16 protein-coding genes are annotated in these 17,108 nt (G+C 59.3%); 5 read left to right on the forward strand and 11 right to left on the reverse strand.

Annotated elements, in window-relative coordinates; genetic code table 11:
• Positions 1-28 precede the first annotated feature (28 nt).
• Positions 29-217: a ribbon-helix-helix protein, CopG family gene (locus tag QYH43_RS03960; RefSeq protein ID WP_095056214.1), complete on the reverse strand. Its 189-nt coding sequence runs from the start codon at positions 215-217 to the stop codon at positions 29-31.
• Positions 218-430: 213 nt separating this feature from the next.
• Here QYH43_RS03960 and QYH43_RS03965 point away from each other — a divergent pair, with 213 nt between their 5' ends.
• Genes QYH43_RS03965 through QYH43_RS03975 form a run of 3 tightly spaced genes read left to right on the forward strand, consistent with a single transcriptional unit; the run spans position 431 to position 1,830 of the window.
• A complete protein-coding gene (locus tag QYH43_RS03965; protein WP_301156396.1) occupies positions 431-727 on the forward strand; it encodes an NAD(P)-dependent oxidoreductase in 297 nt (98 codons plus the stop codon).
• A 39-nt stretch (positions 728-766) separates the two neighbouring features.
• Entirely contained in the window at positions 767-1,507 is a 741-nt protein-coding gene (locus tag QYH43_RS03970) for an AzlC family ABC transporter permease (RefSeq protein WP_301156397.1), read from the forward strand.
• On the forward strand, positions 1,504-1,830 hold the full coding sequence (locus tag QYH43_RS03975; RefSeq protein WP_301156398.1) for an AzlD domain-containing protein: 327 nt from the start codon (positions 1,504-1,506) through the stop codon (positions 1,828-1,830). Before QYH43_RS03970 ends, QYH43_RS03975 begins: the two co-directional genes overlap by 4 nt.
• A 660-nt stretch (positions 1,831-2,490) precedes the next feature.
• Here the strand turns inward: QYH43_RS03975 and QYH43_RS03980 are convergent.
• The 8 genes from QYH43_RS03980 to QYH43_RS04015 form a co-directional block, all read right to left on the reverse strand.
• Positions 2,491-3,354, reverse strand: coding sequence for an MBL fold metallo-hydrolase (locus QYH43_RS03980; protein WP_301156591.1), 864 nt, complete (start codon positions 3,352-3,354; stop codon positions 2,491-2,493).
• Between the two features lie 91 nt (positions 3,355-3,445).
• Entirely contained in the window at positions 3,446-4,510 is a 1,065-nt protein-coding gene (locus tag QYH43_RS03985) for a phosphotransferase family protein (RefSeq protein WP_301156400.1), read from the reverse strand.
• A 34-nt stretch (positions 4,511-4,544) separates the two neighbouring features.
• The gene (locus QYH43_RS03990; protein WP_301156401.1) at positions 4,545-5,837 is read right to left on the reverse strand and encodes an acyl-CoA dehydrogenase family protein; all 1,293 of its coding nucleotides are present in this window, start codon (positions 5,835-5,837) and stop codon (positions 4,545-4,547) included.
• A gap of 60 nt (positions 5,838-5,897) precedes the next feature.
• Positions 5,898-6,677 carry an SDR family NAD(P)-dependent oxidoreductase gene (locus tag QYH43_RS03995; RefSeq protein WP_301156402.1) on the reverse strand — a complete coding sequence of 260 codons (780 nt, stop codon included), beginning with the start codon at positions 6,675-6,677 and terminating at the stop codon, positions 5,898-5,900.
• A 35-nt stretch (positions 6,678-6,712) separates the two neighbouring features.
• Positions 6,713-7,474 (reverse strand): SDR family oxidoreductase, encoded by a 762-nt coding sequence (locus tag QYH43_RS04000; RefSeq protein ID WP_301156403.1) that lies wholly within the window; start codon positions 7,472-7,474, stop codon positions 6,713-6,715.
• Between the two features lie 55 nt (positions 7,475-7,529).
• Positions 7,530-8,357, reverse strand: coding sequence for an enoyl-CoA hydratase-related protein (locus QYH43_RS04005; protein WP_301156405.1), 828 nt, complete (start codon positions 8,355-8,357; stop codon positions 7,530-7,532).
• A gap of 64 nt (positions 8,358-8,421) precedes the next feature.
• Positions 8,422-9,564, reverse strand: coding sequence for an acyl-CoA dehydrogenase family protein (locus tag QYH43_RS04010; RefSeq protein ID WP_301156406.1), 1,143 nt, complete (start codon positions 9,562-9,564; stop codon positions 8,422-8,424).
• A gap of 14 nt (positions 9,565-9,578) precedes the next feature.
• On the reverse strand, positions 9,579-10,772 hold the full coding sequence (locus QYH43_RS04015) for an acyl-CoA dehydrogenase family protein (protein ID WP_301156407.1): 1,194 nt from the start codon (positions 10,770-10,772) through the stop codon (positions 9,579-9,581).
• Positions 10,773-11,099: 327 nt separating this feature from the next.
• Between QYH43_RS04015 and QYH43_RS04020 the strand changes: the two genes are divergently transcribed.
• Together QYH43_RS04020 and QYH43_RS04025 are read left to right on the forward strand one after the other, a co-directional pair.
• The gene (locus QYH43_RS04020) at positions 11,100-12,596 is read left to right on the forward strand and encodes a DUF1254 domain-containing protein (protein ID WP_301156409.1); all 1,497 of its coding nucleotides are present in this window, start codon (positions 11,100-11,102) and stop codon (positions 12,594-12,596) included.
• A gap of 58 nt (positions 12,597-12,654) precedes the next feature.
• Complete coding sequence (locus QYH43_RS04025) at positions 12,655-14,154, forward strand: DUF1254 domain-containing protein (RefSeq protein WP_301156410.1); 1,500 nt, start codon at positions 12,655-12,657, stop codon at positions 14,152-14,154.
• Between the two features lie 436 nt (positions 14,155-14,590).
• Here the strand turns inward: QYH43_RS04025 and QYH43_RS04030 are convergent, their stop codons facing one another.
• Positions 14,591-16,147, reverse strand: coding sequence for a long-chain fatty acid--CoA ligase (locus tag QYH43_RS04030; protein ID WP_301156412.1), 1,557 nt, complete (start codon positions 16,145-16,147; stop codon positions 14,591-14,593).
• Between the two features lie 50 nt (positions 16,148-16,197).
• Positions 16,198-17,100, reverse strand: coding sequence for an enoyl-CoA hydratase (locus tag QYH43_RS04035; protein WP_301156414.1), 903 nt, complete (start codon positions 17,098-17,100; stop codon positions 16,198-16,200).
• Between the last annotated feature and the right edge of the window lie 8 nt (positions 17,101-17,108).

Below are 17,108 nucleotides of genomic sequence, written 5' to 3' on the forward strand. Positions count from 1 at the left end.
GCTCTAGAGAACAACTGCCAGTGTTGGGTTATGACTTGGTACTGGCGGCATGCTTGCTCTTGGTCGAATAGCTGGCGCCGTGAGTATCCAGGTAGTCACGAATCAACTGGCGGACTACCTGCGAAGACGTCAGGTCTTGTGCTGCACAGAGTTCCTCGAAAGCTTTTTTCTTGATGGGGTCAATGAGTACAGTGAGGCGCGCAGTCTTGCTTTCCATGGGGTATTTAATCGCTCAAGTCGCTGGATGTTAATCAAATTGTAATTGCCTTGTTCTGTGCTGTCACTGCACAGGCGGATTGCCGCTCAGCCCCCTTTGTTCTTGCTGATTGTGTCCAAAGCACCACGATCGTTGCCGGCGACCTCCGCTGACCCGCGCTGCTCGACCCAGAGTGTCAGCTCCATGAATGCTTCGCAGCGGCGAGTCGGTATCATGGGACTTGGTCGATTGGTTAATGTGGGGCAGGGTGCCCATGTCGTTGAGCAGGATTTACTTGCTGCACTGAATGAAGGTCGTGTGGGTGGAGCGGTGCTGGATGTCCTTGCGCATGAACCTCCGTCTCCCAATAGCCCTTTCTTGAAACATCCACGGATTCTCCTGACTCCGCATATTGCTAGCGATGTGCAGGTGGAAGGTGGTGTGGCGGTGATCGTCGAGAACCTTCGAAGAGAACGCGAGTGGACGCCGTTTCTGAATTTGGTTGATCCGTCGAGAGGCTATCAGATCTAACTTAGTGTGGGCGCGCGTGCGCCAATTCGAGGATGCGAAATGACGTACCGAACAGGTAGAGAAGCTTTTACACACGGCGTCCGAACGTTGATCCCATTGACTCCCGGAGTCGTTCCTTTCGGGCTGGTTACCGGGGTTATGGCTATTGAGATGGGAATGTCGCCGAGCATGAGTATGGGGATGACGTTACTCTTTTACTCTGGTTCGGCGCAGCTCGTTGCACTCCAGCTACTACAAAATGGTGCCTTGCCCGTGACGATCGTGGTCACGGCCTTGATCATCAACTTACGTTTTATCATGTACAGCGCTTCGTTAGCTCCTCATCTGCACCATTTGCCTCGTCGCTGGACGTGGCCAGTTTCTTACCTGCTTTCTGACCAGTCCTATGCACTTTGCAGTCTGAAATTTTCGTCAGGAGAGCTAGGTAGGTTTGCACCTCATTTTTATGCCGGGACAGCTGTTGCCATGTGGCTGACTTGGCAGCTCTCGGTTTTTGCCGGGGTGTACCTGGGCGCAAGCATCCCGGAGACGTGGTCGTTGACCTTTGCAGTACCGCTTTCATTTTTAGCGCTACTCGTTCCGAGCATACGTGGATCGGCGAGCCTGGGGGCCGCAGTAGTAGGTGGGCTGATCGCAGTGTTGGCCGTAAAGCTGCCATATAACCTCGGGTTGATAACGGCTTCCATAGGCGGAGTCATTGCAGGGTTGTTGATTGAAACCATTTGCAAAAAAACGTTGAGCAGTGTTTCAGCCAATAACGTCGAGAGGGAAACGCGATGAGTGATTGGTCTTTGTGGGTAATGTTTCTAGCGGTCGGCATAGGAACGTTTGTCATGCGACTTTCCTTTGTCGAGCTTTATGGTCGGTGGCGAATTCCTACACTGCTGAGTCGAGCCTTGGTGTATGTGCCGGCGAGTGTGCTGGCAGCGCTGGTTCTACCCGCAGTGGTGTACCCCCATGGACAGGGTGAGTTTGCGTTCGATAATCCTCAGATACCAGCGGCGATTATTGCTGCCTGGATCGCCTGGAAGACTCGAAGCACTGTCCTGACACTGGCAGTAGGTATGGCAGCCCTATGGGGGTTCAAACTCATCGCTTCGTGAAACCCTTATCCGTGTGTTTTCTTCAGTAGCATGAACATTTCTAACATGGCATCGTGTTTAACATAATATACATTACACGTAACAGCGTATTTCAAGATCAGCCTCGTTACACACTGCTTTTGAAGCACTCAACTCAGCTACCAGTTCTTATCCTGTCTAAGTCCTTCTTCGGGAACGGTTCGAGGCAAGACATTCACTCAGCGCCAGATACGAATCACACTTGGCTGAGCCTTTTTTGCTGATCAAACGAATTCTGCAAGCCATGCCAGGCATCAACCAAAGATTCCTGCAACCAAAGATTCCTGCTTTTTCCATATCAAGATTGCGTGCCGCCTTGTAAAGCTCGCCAGGAATGAACGGTGTTTTTTAAACGCTAATGATGCGCGACGTGAAACTATCAAAACACGAATGAACGGCCACAGATGAATGCTGAAAGAACGTGAAATTGGATGTCGTTGAATGGCGTTGGCAGGATCGATTCGTTCATCCCTTGCCTGATTTACTGGAATTCACCCTGGAAACAGCCACTGCATTCGAGGGTGGTTTCGAGCGCGCGCAATCTGATGTTTGTGTATTTTCACGTCATTTAGCGCCATAATTGAAGACAATAGCGACTTAAAACGACTAAACGGCTATTTAGTTGATCTAACTTTTTCAGACTCAAGTATCGAACCATATCAACGTGTTGTAGTGATCGAACGGTATGTAGCGCGACTGCCTGTCCCGCATAACCTTGACCATCGTCACCTCAGGGTCGCGCGCAAAAAACAGCCGCCCTCCGTTAGCCACCAGATTGTCGAGTACATGCTCTTTTTCATCGATCACGCGTTCGGGGTTGCGATCATAGGCACTGGTCATTTCCAGGTTCAGCCAATGGATCCCCGGTATCAGATCGCCGGCGAACAGCACCGGCCCACCGGGTAACTGAACTTCCGGTAGTAACTGCCCCGGGGTAAAACCATCGCTGGTCTGAAACCGCCAGCCTTCACCGAACGCTTCACATCCGGTATCCCCGATCAACGTCAACCGCCCACTGCCTTCTAGCCGATGAATCAGCGGTGAGACGAACAAGTCCCGATCACGCGGATGCGGATGGCGTGCTCGCAGCCAATGACGCTCGCCACAGAAGTAGCGTGCCCGGGGGAACAACAGGCGTGGCATCTCCCCTTCCCTGATCAGTTCACTCATTTCGCTGGAAAGATGCGCCTGCAAGTGGGTCAACACCACGGCATCCACCGCGTTTTCATCCAGACCACGTTGAGCCAGGCTGTCGAGCAATCCCGGTTTGCGCGGTCGACACCGACAATCGCGATGTGGGGGAGCCAGCAGTCCATCGGCGCCTGCCATGACTAAGATATTCCTGCCCTGCTCTTGCACCAGCATTGTCCGTGCGGCGATCTCCACCAGGTTGTCGTGGTCGGGCCTCATCAAGTCTGCCCAACGCCGGCGCGGTGTCTGCCCAAACAAGATGCCGCCATCAATCCTGCGTGATATGCCCGCCAGGGTGGAAATGGTGCGTTCCACTATGCCTACCTTTTTAGTTTCGTCATCTGCGATGACTGCATGATGGATCGAAAAAGCGAGGACGCTTTTTGCTGCCAAGCGTCCTCTTTCTTTAGCGCCTGCCTTCGATCCATTGGCTCGCACGTTCAAAAAGCCTCAGCGCGGCCTGATGCAACTGCACCCCGATTTCTCGCGATGCCTTGCCGGCGCAGGCACGAGCATGGGTTCCCTCAAGCACGATACCCAGCTTGTAACAGGCCAGTACCGCGTACCACTGCACGTTGCTCAGATCGCGTTGGCTGCCCTTGGCGTAACGGGCAATCAGTTCATCAGCGTCAGGAAATCCGCTCCATGGTTTCGGAGTGTCCGGGCCCGTGGCGGCGCCATCGGCATCTGGCCAGGTTGCGAGCATCCAGCCGAGATCCAGCAATGGATCACCCGCCGTGGTCATTTCCCAATCGACAATGGCGCCTAATTGCGGCCCGTCATTGCGGAACATCACATTGGCCAGGTGATAGTCACCGTGCATCAGCCCCGGCTCGAAGATTGGGGGGCGTCGTTGCTCCAGCCAGCGTCCGATTGCTCCCACGTCGCCCAGAGCCTGCGTCCCGCTCCAGCCAGCGAACTCCTCGTAGCTATGGAGTAACGCTTGCCAGCGTGGGACTTGGCGCTCGAGAAAACCCTCGACCTTGCCCAGGTCGCTCAAGCCAACCCGCGCCAAATCGACCTGGCCCAAGGCCGCGGCACCATCAGCCAGGGCAATACCCATGGCATGCCGTACGGCCGGGTCGCCGGCGTGCAAGGCCGGCATACGTTCGCAAGCATTGAAGCCCTCGATGGGCTCCATCAAATAGAACGCTGATCCCAACACCTCAGCGTCTTTACACCCGGCGATGAATCCCGCATGCGGCACGTCGGTGTCGGCCAGCGCCTGCAAGACTCGCATTTCACGGAGCATCGTTCCGTTGCCGTCCATGCGCGGATGCAGCGGCGGTCGGCGCAGGACATAGTCGCGGCCGCTACGGTGCAGGCGCAGCAGCAGGTTCTGGGTACCACCGGACAAGGGTTGCGCGCCACTGATCGGCCCCTCTCCCAGTCCCTCGACGTCCATCCACCGTTGCAGGCGCGGGATATCCACCAGTGCCTGCCAATCCAGGCCGTTTCCCATTTTACTCATCAGACGCTCCCGTCATTCATCCCAAGTACGTCCGTCATAGAACGCCTTGCAGGTCTTCGAGCACGTCGCCGTACTGGCTCAATGCACGGGCGCGTTGACGCGGCAGGTGGTACGTCGGGAACAACTCGTCGCACGCCTGATAGGTATCGAGGATTTCCCGAGCCACAGTGATCTTGTGCACTTCGGTGGGACCGTCGGCCAGTCCAAGAAAATACGAATTGACCACGCTATGAACGAATGGCATTTCATCGGACACGCCGATCGAGCCATGCAGGTGCAGGGCGCGGGAGGCGATATCGTGCAGGACCTTGGGCATGACGGCTTTGACGGCAGCGATGTCCTTGCGCACGCGTTTGTAGTCCTGGTGTTTGTCGATCAGCCAGGCTGTTCGCAAGACCAGCAGACGAAACTGCTCGAGCTCGATCCAGCTGTCGGCGATCTTCTCCTGCACCATCTGCTTGCGGGCCAGGCGTTCGCCCTTGGTCACCCGCGACAGTACTCGTTCGCAGGCCATGTCGAGGATCATTTTTGCCTCACCGATAGTGCGCATCGCATGGTGAATGCGACCTCCACCAAGGCGTGTTTGTGCGACCACGAAGGCCTGGCCGACGCCACCGAGAATGTGATCGGCCGGCACGCGGACGTTGGTGTAGCGCACGTAGGCATGGGTGGCGACCTTCTCCGAGGCAAAACCAACATCGCGAACAATCTCCAGGCCCGGTGTACCGGCCGGAACAATAAACATCGACTGACTGGAAATCAGTGGGGCTTGCGGGTCGGTCACTGCCATCACGATGAAGAAGTCGGCATAGCGGGCGTTGGATGAAAACCACTTTTCGCCATTGATGACCCACTCGTCGCCCTCGAGGACAGCCCGGGTGGTGAACACCTGAGGATCGGAACCGCCCTGGGGTTCAGTCATCGAGAAGCACGAAACAATATCGTTGGCCAACAACGGTTCCAGCCAGCGTCGCTTCTGTTCCGCGGTGCCGAAGTGGGCGAGGATTTCTGCATTGCCGGTATCAGGCGCCTGGCAACCGAATACGATCGGGGCGAAGTCCGAACGCCCGAGAATTTCGTTCATCAGGCCAAGCTTCACCTGCCCAAAACCTTGCCCGCCGAGTTCAGGTCCCAAATGACTGGCCCATAAGCCACGGGCCTTGACCTCAGCCTGCAACGGTCTAACCAGACGCACGTTGGCCGGGTTCTTCACGTCATACGCGCAGTCCAGAATATGGTCGAGCGGCTCGACGCGGGTGCGCACGAATTCATCCATCCAGTCGAGTTCAGCCTGGAATTGGGCATCGGTTTCAAAGGACCAGCTCATGTCATTACTCCATTGCAATCAGCACCACCGGGCGGTGGTCAATTTTGGGGGTCGAAGGGTTCAAGCCAGCGTCAGTCCGCCGTCCACGAGCAAGGTTTGCCCCACCATGTAGGAGGACAACGGCGAGGCCAGGAACAACGCTGCCCCCGCCATCTCCTCGGGCAAGCCCATGCGTTGGAGAGGAATACGTGCCAACAGCCCCTGCAGACGTTCGGGTGATTGCGTGCTGACCCGGGTCAACTTGGTATCGACCAGTCCCGGAGCAATGCCATTGACCCGAATGCCCTGATTTGCCCAAGCGTCGCCCAAGGTCGCGGTGAGCCCGACGACGCCCGACTTCGAGGCGGCATAGGCCGGATTACCACGGGTGGTGCGGAACCCCGCCGTGGAACTGAGGGTGATCAACGCCCCTTGGCTGCGTTGCAGCAATGCCTGGAACTTGAGCGCGCACGCCATCATGCTGCCGAGATTCACCCGCATGACTTTGTCGAAGCCCTGCATGTCGAACTCCGCGCGCTTGTACAAAATCGTGCCTTGGGCCAGCACCAATACATCAAGGCTTTCGAATGCCGGTTGAACCTGTTCGATAGCCGACTGTTCGTTCAGATCGACCTGGGCATAGTGCAACCCTTTCAGGCCTGAGCCTTCTTCTGCGCTGTAGTCGCAGGCGTGCGAGCGAGTGCCCCACACATGCACCTGGGCGCCGAGTTGGTGGAAGCTCTGGGCAATGCCATTGCCAATGCCACTGGAGCCACCGACCACCAAAACAGTCTTGCCGGTGAAGTCGAGTGCGTTGGCGAAGTTGCGCGCCGGGGCGCACGACGATAACGGTAGCGTCATGAATGTAATCTCTCTGTTGATTGAGCAGTGCCGAATCAGCTGGCGCTTAATCCGCCATCGACGGCAAGCGCCTGCCCGGTGATGAAACTGGCGCCGTCGCTGCACAAAAACAGCACGGCGTTGGCGACCTCGTCGGCACGACCCAGTCGGCCGATGGGATGCATGGCCGCGGAGCGTTCCGCCACCAGAGGGTCGATCTTGATCATCTGTTCGAGCATGGGCGTCTCGATGACGGCCGGGCACACGGCATTGATGCGGATACCCTTTTTCGCGTACTCGATGGCTGCGGACTTGGTCAGCCCGACAACGGCGTGTTTGCCGGCACTGTAAATGCCCATTTTGCGAACGCCGCGCAGGCCGGCAACCGAGGCGGTGTTGACGATCGCCCCGCTCCCCTGAGCCAGCATGACCTCCAGCTGATGCTTCATGCACAGCCAGACGCCTTTGACGTTCACGTCCATCAAGGCGTCGTAAACCTCTTCACCACTGTCACCCACGCGGCCTTTTTCACGCTCGATTCCGGCGTTGTTGTGGGCATAGTCAATGGCTCCGTAAGCAGCGAGTACCTGTTCCGTGAGTTGTTTGACCTCGGTATCAGAGGTTACGTCGCAGGCGAAAAAACTGGCTTCCCCACCCGCCTCGCGAATCATCCGCACGGTGATTTCGCCACCGTCGCGCTGACAATCAACCACCGCAACTTTCAAGCCTGCCGCGGCGAAAGCCATGGCCGAGGCCCTGCCGATTCCACCCGCAGCCCCTGTTACCAGTGCAACCTGACCGGAAAAACTACTGTTCATTATTTTTGCTCCAATGGATGGCGACGCTGTGCCAGCGTCTGTCATAGCGAATGAGTCAGTGAGTGTTCATGACGGCGGACTCGCGCCCGGGAAAATGCGGCAAGCGTTTCGCCAGAAACGCCTCGACACCCTGTTCGAAGGTGGGCCTGTCCAACAGCTCGCGCTGGCGATCCGTTTCATAGGTCAACTGTTCGCTCAGCGAATGGCCTCTGGCCGCATCGAATACGCGCCGCGCCTCAATCACGCCGTGGGCGGGTAACGAGGCCAGTTGACGGGCCAGGTCCATGGCCTGATCCGACAAAACTGCATCGTCCACACAGGCATGGATCATGCCCCAGCGTTCGGCCTGTTCAGCCGACCAGCGCCCGCCCGTCAAGGTCAGGGCCAACGCCCGAGGGCCACCGAGCAGGCGCTCAAGGAACCATGACGAACCGAGATCCGGCACCAGGCCGAGTTTCGGCACGAACGGCAGATAGAAGTACGCCGAACGCGCGGCGATGATGACGTCTGCCGCCAGTGCTACCCCCACGGCGCCCCCGGCGACACCGCCGTTCAAGGCAATCACCACGGGTACCGGCAGCTCGCGCAGTTGGGCTATAACGGGGTTGAACACCCCTTCCATCATGCGTGCGACATTGGCCCCGCGACTTAGCCCCGGCTCACCGCCGTGTAACAGTTCATTCAGTTGCGCCCCGGCGCTGAAAAGCTTGCCGTTGGCGGTCAACAGCAAGACCCGCACGCTGTTGTCGCGGCGTACTTCGGCCAGGGCTTCGAGGACTTCCCCCAGCATTGCCGCACTCAAGGCGTTGAGCAGTTCGGGCTGGTTGAGGGTGAGGACGGCAACGTTGTCTCGTTTTTCGAAGGTGATCAGCTGGTAGTTCACGGTGGCTGGTTTTCCTGAAAAAAGGGCCCGAAGGCCCATAAAGGAGCTAGGCGATGCCGATTTTTTAGTCGACCTGCATCAGTCGGCTGTAAGTCTTGAGGTGGTGGTCATCGTTGCCGAACTGGTGGCTGAGCATCAGCAAGTGCTTGGCGTGGTGCGACAGCACATACTCCCAGGTCAGGCCGATGCCACCGTGCAACTGAATGCCCTGGTCGGCGATGAACCGGCCGGCGCGCACGATCAGCACTTTGGCGGCCGCCAGGGTGCGACTACGGTCGTCGCTGTCCGGTGCATCCGCAGCGCAAGCGGCAAGGATGGCCATCGACGTGGCCTGATCCAGTTCGATGCGCATGTCCACCATGCGGTGCTGCAAAACCTGGAACTTGCCGATCACCTGGCCGAACTGTTTGCGCGTCTTCAGATAGTCGAGGGTCAGGTCGCACACCGCTTCCATGCTGCCCACCGCTTCGGCGCACTGGGCGGCAATCGCCCGGCCTTGCTGATACCGCAACGCCGTCAGCGCCTGGTCCGTTTCACCGAGCAACACGGCAGCACTGACCACGACGTTTTCGAGGTACAGCTCGCACGCCTTGCGTCCGTCCATGGTGGGATAGACACGACGGCTGACACCCGGTGCATTGGGGTCGAGCAGGAACAGACTGACACCACTTTCATCGCGATCGCTGCCAGCAGTACGCGCCGACACCACGATCATTCCAGCACTGTGACCGGCGACCACCACCGATTTACGACCATTGAGTTTCCAGCCACCGCTCACCGCTTCGGCGCGAGTACGTACGTCGTGCAACTGGTAATGACTGGTCGGCTCATCGACAGCGACCGCCAATTGCAGTTGGCCGCTGGCCACCTGTGGCAATAACTCGGCACGTTGTTCGTCGTTGCCAAGCTGAGCCAGCAGGCCACCGGCAAAAATCACCGAATGCAGGTAGGGTTCCAGGCACAGCCCGCGGCCCAGTTCAGTCATGGTCAGCAGGGTCTCTACCCCACCGCCGCCGAAGCCGCCGTACTCGGACACGAAGGGCACGGCGGTCAGGCCCAGCTCGCCGAGCTGCTGCCAGAACGCGACGCTGAAGCCCTCTTCACTTGCGGCAAAGCGCTCGCGCGACTCGAAATCGTAGCTGTCACGTACCAGCCGGGAGACGGTGTCTTGCAGCATCTGCTGCTCTTCGGAAAGTTTGAAGTCCATGATCGATAAGCCCCTTACAACTCAAGAATCATCTTGGCGATGATGTTCTTCTGGATTTCGTTGGAACCGCCGTAGACCGAGGTCTTGCGCATGTCCAGGTACTGGCTGAATGGTGCGGTGCTGTACTCGCGGTACAGGTCAGGCTGGTCGCCGTAACCGAGCTCCTCTTCGACAAAGGGCATGGCATACGGGCCCAGGACTTTGCTCATCAGGTACGTAATGGCCTGGCGGATTTCCGAGCCCTTGATCTTCAGGAAGGAGCTCTCGGCGCCGGGAATGCCACCGTCACGGGCGGCCGCCAGGGTGCGCAGGTTGCTCATCTCGATGGCTGTCAGTTGGATCTCCAGATCGGCAATTTGCAGGCGCAGTTGTTCGTCATCGATCAAGGGCAAACCGTCTCGCTGTTCCTGGCTGGCGATCTGCTTGAGCCGCGAAAGCATCTGTTTGGCCTGGCCGATGCCGGCGATGCTGGTGCGTTCGTGGGTCAGCAGATACTTGGCGCAGGTCCAGCCCTTGTTCTCTTCGCCGACCAGGTTCTGCACCGGCACCCGCACGTCGTCGAGGAACACTTCATTGACTTCGTGTTCACCGTCGAGGGTGATGATCGGCCGCACGGTGATGCCCGGGGTTTTCATGTCGATCAGCAGGAAGCTGATGCCGCGTTGCTGTTGTGCGTCGGGGTCGGTACGGACCAGGCAAAACATCCAGTCGGCGTAGTGGGCCGTGGTGGTCCAGGCCTTCTGGCCATTGACCACGTAGTGATCGCCATCGCGTACAGCACGGGTCTTCAGAGCGGCCAGGTCAGAGCCGGCGCCCGGCTCGGAGTAACCCTGGCACCACCAGTCTTGGCAGCTGAGAATGCGCGGAAGGAATCGCGCCTGTTGCTCGGGCGTACCGAACTTGATGATCACCGGAGCGACCATGTTGACACCGAACGGCACGATGCCCGGTGCACCGAACGCGGCGCACTCTTCCTCGAAAATATGCTTCTCGACCACCCCCCACCCGGTGCCACCAAATTCCACGGGCCATCCGGCGGCCAGCCATCCCCGCTCATTGAGCAGGCGCATCCAGGCCACTTGGTCCTCTTTATTGAAATGCTTGCCATGGCGTCCGCGTGCAGCAATATCGGCCGGTACTGTGTGACGCAAGAACGCGCGCACTTCCTCGCGGAAGGCCTGTTCGGCAGGGGTGAACTGGATATCCACTGATGTACTCCTCGCATTCGGCTGAAGGGGGTCGGGAACGGCCCGACTCGCCCACCGACAGCCACGGTAGAGGATTGCCCCAAGCGCGCACCCACCCGCTCAGGGGGAAAAAACCCCACCCCCCTCTCCCGCCGCCGGCTGCACTTTCGGATCACTGCTCTGTCGTCGAATGACGATGCTTTGGCGCCCGATGACGAGCCTTGGGGCTATCGCCGCGCAGCCTCACTACACAACCATTGGGAGGCGAAATCGCAGGCTGGCAACGACAGTCACTCAACAAGAAGAACAGACGCGCCGTCGTCACTGGCGCCACCTGGAGCACTGCCCATGAAGTTCAATCGACGCCAAACCCTGACCCTGCTGGCCGCCGCCAGCGCCATACCCTTGCTGGGTATCAGCGCCTACAAGGCCGGTGCCGACGCCACACCCGCCGAGGTGCCGCTGACGCCCGAACAGGCCCGCGACATTGCCCGGGACGTGTTCCTGTGGGGCATGCACCCGGTGGCGATTTATCACATGCGCTACAACCTCGCGCAGAATGAACAGAACCCTCGCTACGTTGGCCTCAACCGCCTGCGTCTGGCGCGTGCGCCCTACTCCGCCAAGCAACGCGGGGCCACGACGCCGAACGCCACCACACTTTATGGCAGCGCCATGCTCGACCTGAGCACGGAGCCGGTGGTGGTCACGGTGCCGGCCGTCGAGCAGCGCTACTGGAGCCTGCAGATGGCCGATAACTATTCGCGCTGGTGGCACATGATCGGCAGTCAGTTCAATGCCCCGGGTCCGGTCCGCCGCTTGTTCGTCGGGCCGAACTGGAGCGGCAAGCTTCCCGCCGAATTCGTCGGTGAAGAAGTTGTGCAGTCGGATTCAGACTTTGCCGCAGCGGTACTGCGTATCGCCCTGACCGACGACACCGCGCAGGAACTCAAGACCATCAACGCGATCATGGACCGCATCACGCTCATGCCCCTGAGCCAATGGATCGCAGCGGGTAAAAAAGAAGTCAGGGCCGAAGACGTGCCACTGATGCGCGCCAGCTACCCGACGTTTCCAGGTATGGAGAGCATGCGCGAACCCGGTCGCCTCAAGGGCACGGATTTCCTGCGCTGGGTCAGCCTGATTCTCAACGATCCGAGCTTCACCAAGCAGGCGGACGGGCACAAGGAAATCGCTGCCTTCGCCCGTTTTGAGCGGCTGGGTCTCAAGGCTGGGCACACCTTCGATCCGGGTAGCCTGCCCGCACCCATGCTGGCCGCTGTCGAAGCCGGAATCGAGGATGGCAGGAAAGCGGTGCAGGCCCAGATTGCCAACGGCCTGGGAGCTGACATGAATGGCTGGTCACTCTCCACCAATCTGGGTTACCAGGACAGCGACTGGCTGATGCGTGCCGTGTACGGCTACGTCGCCGTTCTCGGCCCGATTCCGTCGCGCTCGCACACTGCGGGCTTTGCCCTGCGCGATTCCCAGGGCCAACCGTTGCACGGCGAGCACCGCTACACCCTCACGTTCGATCTGGCCGACATGCCGCCCGTCACCGAATTCTGGGAACTGCCGCTGTACGACCGCGAAGGTTACTTCGTCGATAACCCGATCAACCGCTACTCGCTCAACAGCTACATGCTCCAGCGCGGCAAGTTGCACACCGCCGACGGCAAGCTGGTGATTTATGTGCAGCACGACGCGCCGACCGACCCGGACCAACACCGCAACTGGCTGCCGGCGCCCAAGGATGGCTTCCAGTTCGCCGCTCGCTTCTATGGCCCCCACGGACCACTGATCGACGCCAGCTTCGCCATGCCCGGTGCTGTTCGGGTGAGTTGATCCCCGAGGTTTTGATGACGACCTTTTGCGCCACTTTTAATTCTTCAGAGTGCCCGTGATGAAATTCACCCGTAGAAACTTCTTGCCCTTGCTGACCGGTGCCGTGATCGCCCCGACGTTGACCGTCGGCGGGTTCGCCCCCAAACCCGCCCATGCCAGCTCGGCCGCCGTGCCCCTGACGCCCGAAGAGGCCCGCGCCATTGCCCAGGAAGTATTCCTCTGGGGCATGCACCCGGTGGCGCTTTATCACCTGCGCTATATCCACGCGCAGAACCCGAAGAGCCCGCGGTTCGTGGGGCTTAATCGCTTCAATTGGTCACGCCAGCCTGCCAAGGCACTGCCGCGGTTTGCGACCACGCCCAATGCCACGACGCTGTACGGACTGGCAATGCTCGACCTCAGTCAAGAGCCCGTCGTGTTGACGATGTCCAAGGCCGACGAGCGCTATTGGAGCGTGCAGATGGCCGACAACTATTCACGCTGGTGGCACATGATCGGCAGTCAGTTCAATGCCCCAGGCCCGGTGCGCCGCCTGTTTGTCGGGCCAAACTGGAGCGGCGCCCTGCCCGCCGACTTCGTCGGTGAAGAGGTCGTGCAGTCGCCGTCGGATTTCGCCGTGGCCCTCGGCCGCCTGGCCCTGACCGACGACACACCGGAAGAACTCATGGCGATCAATGCGTTCATGGACCGCATCACGCTGATGCCGTTGAGCCAATGGCTGGCCACCGGCAAAAAGGATGTACGCGCCGAAGACGTGGTCCCGGGCAAGGCTGAATATCCGACGTATCCCGGAATGGAAAACGTGCGCGAGCCGAGTCGCCTGCGGGGCACGGAGTTTCTGCAATGGGTCAGCCTGATCCTCAACGATCCGAGCTTCACCAAACAGGCCGACGGGCATAAGGAGCTGCAGGCGTTCGCTCGCTTCGAACGGCTTGGCCTCAAGGCGGGGCAATCTTTCGACCCGACCCGTCTGTCCCCTGCGTTGCAATCCGCCGTGGCCGAGGGTATCGAGGACGGCGTCACCGCGCTCAAGACGAAATTGGCGAAAGGTACGGGCAAGTCCATGAACGGCTGGTCCCTGGCCACAGACCTGGGTTACCACGACACCGACTGGATGCGTCGCGCCCTGGCCGGTTACATCGCCGTGCTTGGTCCGGTGCCCGTTCGGTCACACACCGCCGCACGCATGTTCAATGACGCTGCGGGACAAACGCTCAACGGGCAACACCGCTACACCATCACCTTCGACCTCAACGACATGCCGCCGGTGACCGAGTTCTGGGAGTTGCCGCTGTACGACCAGGAAGGATTTTTCGTAGACAACCCCATCGATCGCTACTCGTTCAACAGCTACATGCTGCAACGCGGCAAGCTGCACACGGCTGATGGAAAACTGGTGATCTACATCCAGGCCGATGAACCCGGCGACCCCGATCAACGTCGCAACTGGCTACCCGCCCCACGGGATGCCTTCCAGTTCACCGCACGTTTTTATGGTCCCCGCGGGCCACTGATCGATGCGAGCTATGCGATGCCTGGCATCGTCAAGGTTGGTTGAAAGAAAAACGCCCGGACCAGCATTCCCGGCCCGGGCGTAACATCAACTGTAGGAGCGAGCTCGCTCGCGATAGCGGTACTTCTGCCAATGAAGATGTTGGATGTGATGGCCTCATCGCGAGCAGGCTCGCTCCCACAGGGTTATTGGGTGACCACAATATGTGTGAACGACAAAAAAACACTGTAGGAGCCGGCCTGCCGGCGATGGCGTAGTTTCAGACAAAGGGGATGCTGGACCTGCCGGCCTCATCGCGGGCAAGCCCGCTCCTACAGGGTTATTGGGTGGCCACGAGATGTGTGAACGACAAAAAACACTGTAGGAGCCGGCTTGCCGGCGATGGCGGAGGTTCAGACAAAGGGGATGCTGGACATGCCGGCCTCATCGCGGGCAAGCCCGCTCCTACAGGGTCCGCGTGTTCCGCATTTATCTTCCAGCATCAAGGCTGAGCGTCCCAGAAGGGTTTTCGCAATTCGGTCTTCAGCACTTTGCCGACACCTGAAAGCGGCAGCATTGCGCGAAATTCAACGCTGCGCGGGCATTTATAGCCGGCAATGCGTTCACGGCAATGGGCGAGAATGTCATCGAAGCCTGCATCGGCATCGGGTTTCAGGACGATAACGGCGTGCACGGCCTCCCCCCACTTTTCGCTGGGAATGCCGATCACCGCGCACTGCGCTACGGCCCGATGGCTGGCGATAGCCGTTTCGACTTCGGCGCTGTAGATGTTTTCGCCACCGCTGATGATCATGTCCTTGAGCCGATCGCAGATATGAATAAAACCATCTGCGTCCATATAGCCCCCATCGCCGGTGTGCATCCAGCCGTTTTTCAAGGCGGCCTCGGTAGCGTCCGGTTTTTTCCAATAACCGAGCATCACATTCGGCCCGCGCACAATGACTTCTCCGATGCTGCCACGAGGCACTTCACAATCGTCCTCATCGACGATGCGCACCTCGGTGCAGACCGAGGCCTGTCCCGCGGAGTACATCTTGCCGCTGGCCTGGTGTTCAACGCTGTGGAACTCACCGCTCAAGGTGGTGGCCATCGGCGACAGTTCGGTCATGCCATACCCCTGGAAAAACTGCGCCCGCGGGAAAGCCTTGCACGCCCGGTCCAGTAACGCCGGGGTGATGGTTGATGCGCCGTAGTACAAAGTGGTCAAGCAACCCAGATCCAGCGAGGCCGATTGTGGATGACTGTCGCGCCAGTCCAACAGCATCTGGATCATGGTCGGCGCCAACAGCACCTGGTTGACCCGCTCCTCGGCGATGGTCCGCAGCACCGTCGCCGGATCGAACGCTGGCAGCACCACATGGCTGCCACCGCTGATGAACAGCCCGGTCATGGCCCAGATATCGGCCAGGTGAAACATCGGCATCACATGCAAAAACACGGCGTCGGCGCCATAGGAGCCCATCGCGACAGTCGCCATCGAGGAGCTGGCAACATTGTTGTGGCTGAGCATGACGCCTTTGGGGAATCCGGTCGTACCGCCGGTGTAGAAAATCCCCAGCAGCGCATTTCCACGCCGGCGTGCATCCTCTACCGGAGAATTTTCCGCGATCAATGTTTCGTAATTGAGCATCCCAGCCGGTGTCTGGAGGCTACCGACATGAATCACGCGTTCGACCGTCATCGCTTGAGCCGCGATCTGCTTGCCTTGCTCCATAAACGCGTCATCGACGATCAGCACCGAGGTTTCAGAGTCGTCCAGCGAATACAGGATTTCACCGAGGCTCCAACGGCTGTTCACGGGATTGAGCACCGCATCCGCCCAGGGAACGGCCAGAAAATATTCGATATAGCGCGCCGAGTTTTGCGCCAGCATGGCCACTCGTTCACCAGGTTTGACACCGAGTCGTTGCAGACCCGCGGCCAGTCTTGCGACCCGCTCGCCAAGTTGCGCAAAGGTCATTGCGTGACCTCGGTCACGCACGGCTATTGCGTTGGGCCGCTGCTGGATATGCCGATGCAGGCCTTGAGTGATGTACATGCGGTTCCCCTGTTTTTGTTCTGATCGGGCCGTCGAAACGACCCTGCACTTCACTTCACCGACGTTTCGCTTTCGGTTGCCACGGGCTTCTTGGCTGCGCCAGCCGTCATGCGCGGCATACCGGTCGGGTCCAGCAACATGCCGAAACGCTGGGTATTGTGGGCGTGGGTGACTTGATGCAGGGCGAAGGCGGTTTGCATGGCGCTGACCCGACCTTGTGCATCCTGGGCTGCGTTGAGCGCTTCCTTGGCCAGTTTCAGGGCGAACGACGGTTTCTGGGCGATGTTGGCGGCCAGGGCCAAGGTGAAGTCAGCCAGTTTCTCCGGTGCCACAACATGGTTGACCATGCCCATACGCCAAGCGTCCTGGGCATTCAGCCAACCGGAGGTGAAGAGAAATTCCTTGGCCTGGCGCAAGCCCATTTCCCACGGGTGGGCAAAGAACTCGATGCCGCACACGCCCATCGCCACGGTGTTGTCCATGAACAAGGCGTCTTCACTGGCCACGATCAGGTCGCATGGCCAGACCAGCATCAGACCGCCGGCAATGCACTTGCCCTGGACCTGGGCGATGGTCGGCTTGGCGATGTTGCGCCAGCGCTCGGAAAAACCGATGTAGATTTCCTTTTCCCGGGTCATCTGCGACTCGACCGTTGACGTCGCGCAACCGTATCCACAAAAAGTGCCGACCGTTTCCCACTGGGCCATGGCGTCAGTGGGGTCTACCTCGCTTACGTCGTGGCCGGCAGAAAAATGCTCGCCCTTGGCCGCGAGGATGATCACCTTGACCTCGTCATCGCGGTTGGCGCAATCCATTGCGGCATTGAGCTCGTACAGCAGATGGGTGTCCTGGGCATTGCGCTTGTCGGCGCGGTCGAGGCTGATGCGCGCGATGTGCGGCGCCGGTTTTTCGTAGGCGATGGTCTTGAATTCACGAACAAGGGGCTGGCTCATGATGAATG

The sequence above is a fragment of the Pseudomonas sp. C32 genome (genome assembly GCF_030417915.1).
Classification (GTDB): Bacteria; Pseudomonadota; Gammaproteobacteria; order Pseudomonadales; family Pseudomonadaceae; genus Aquipseudomonas.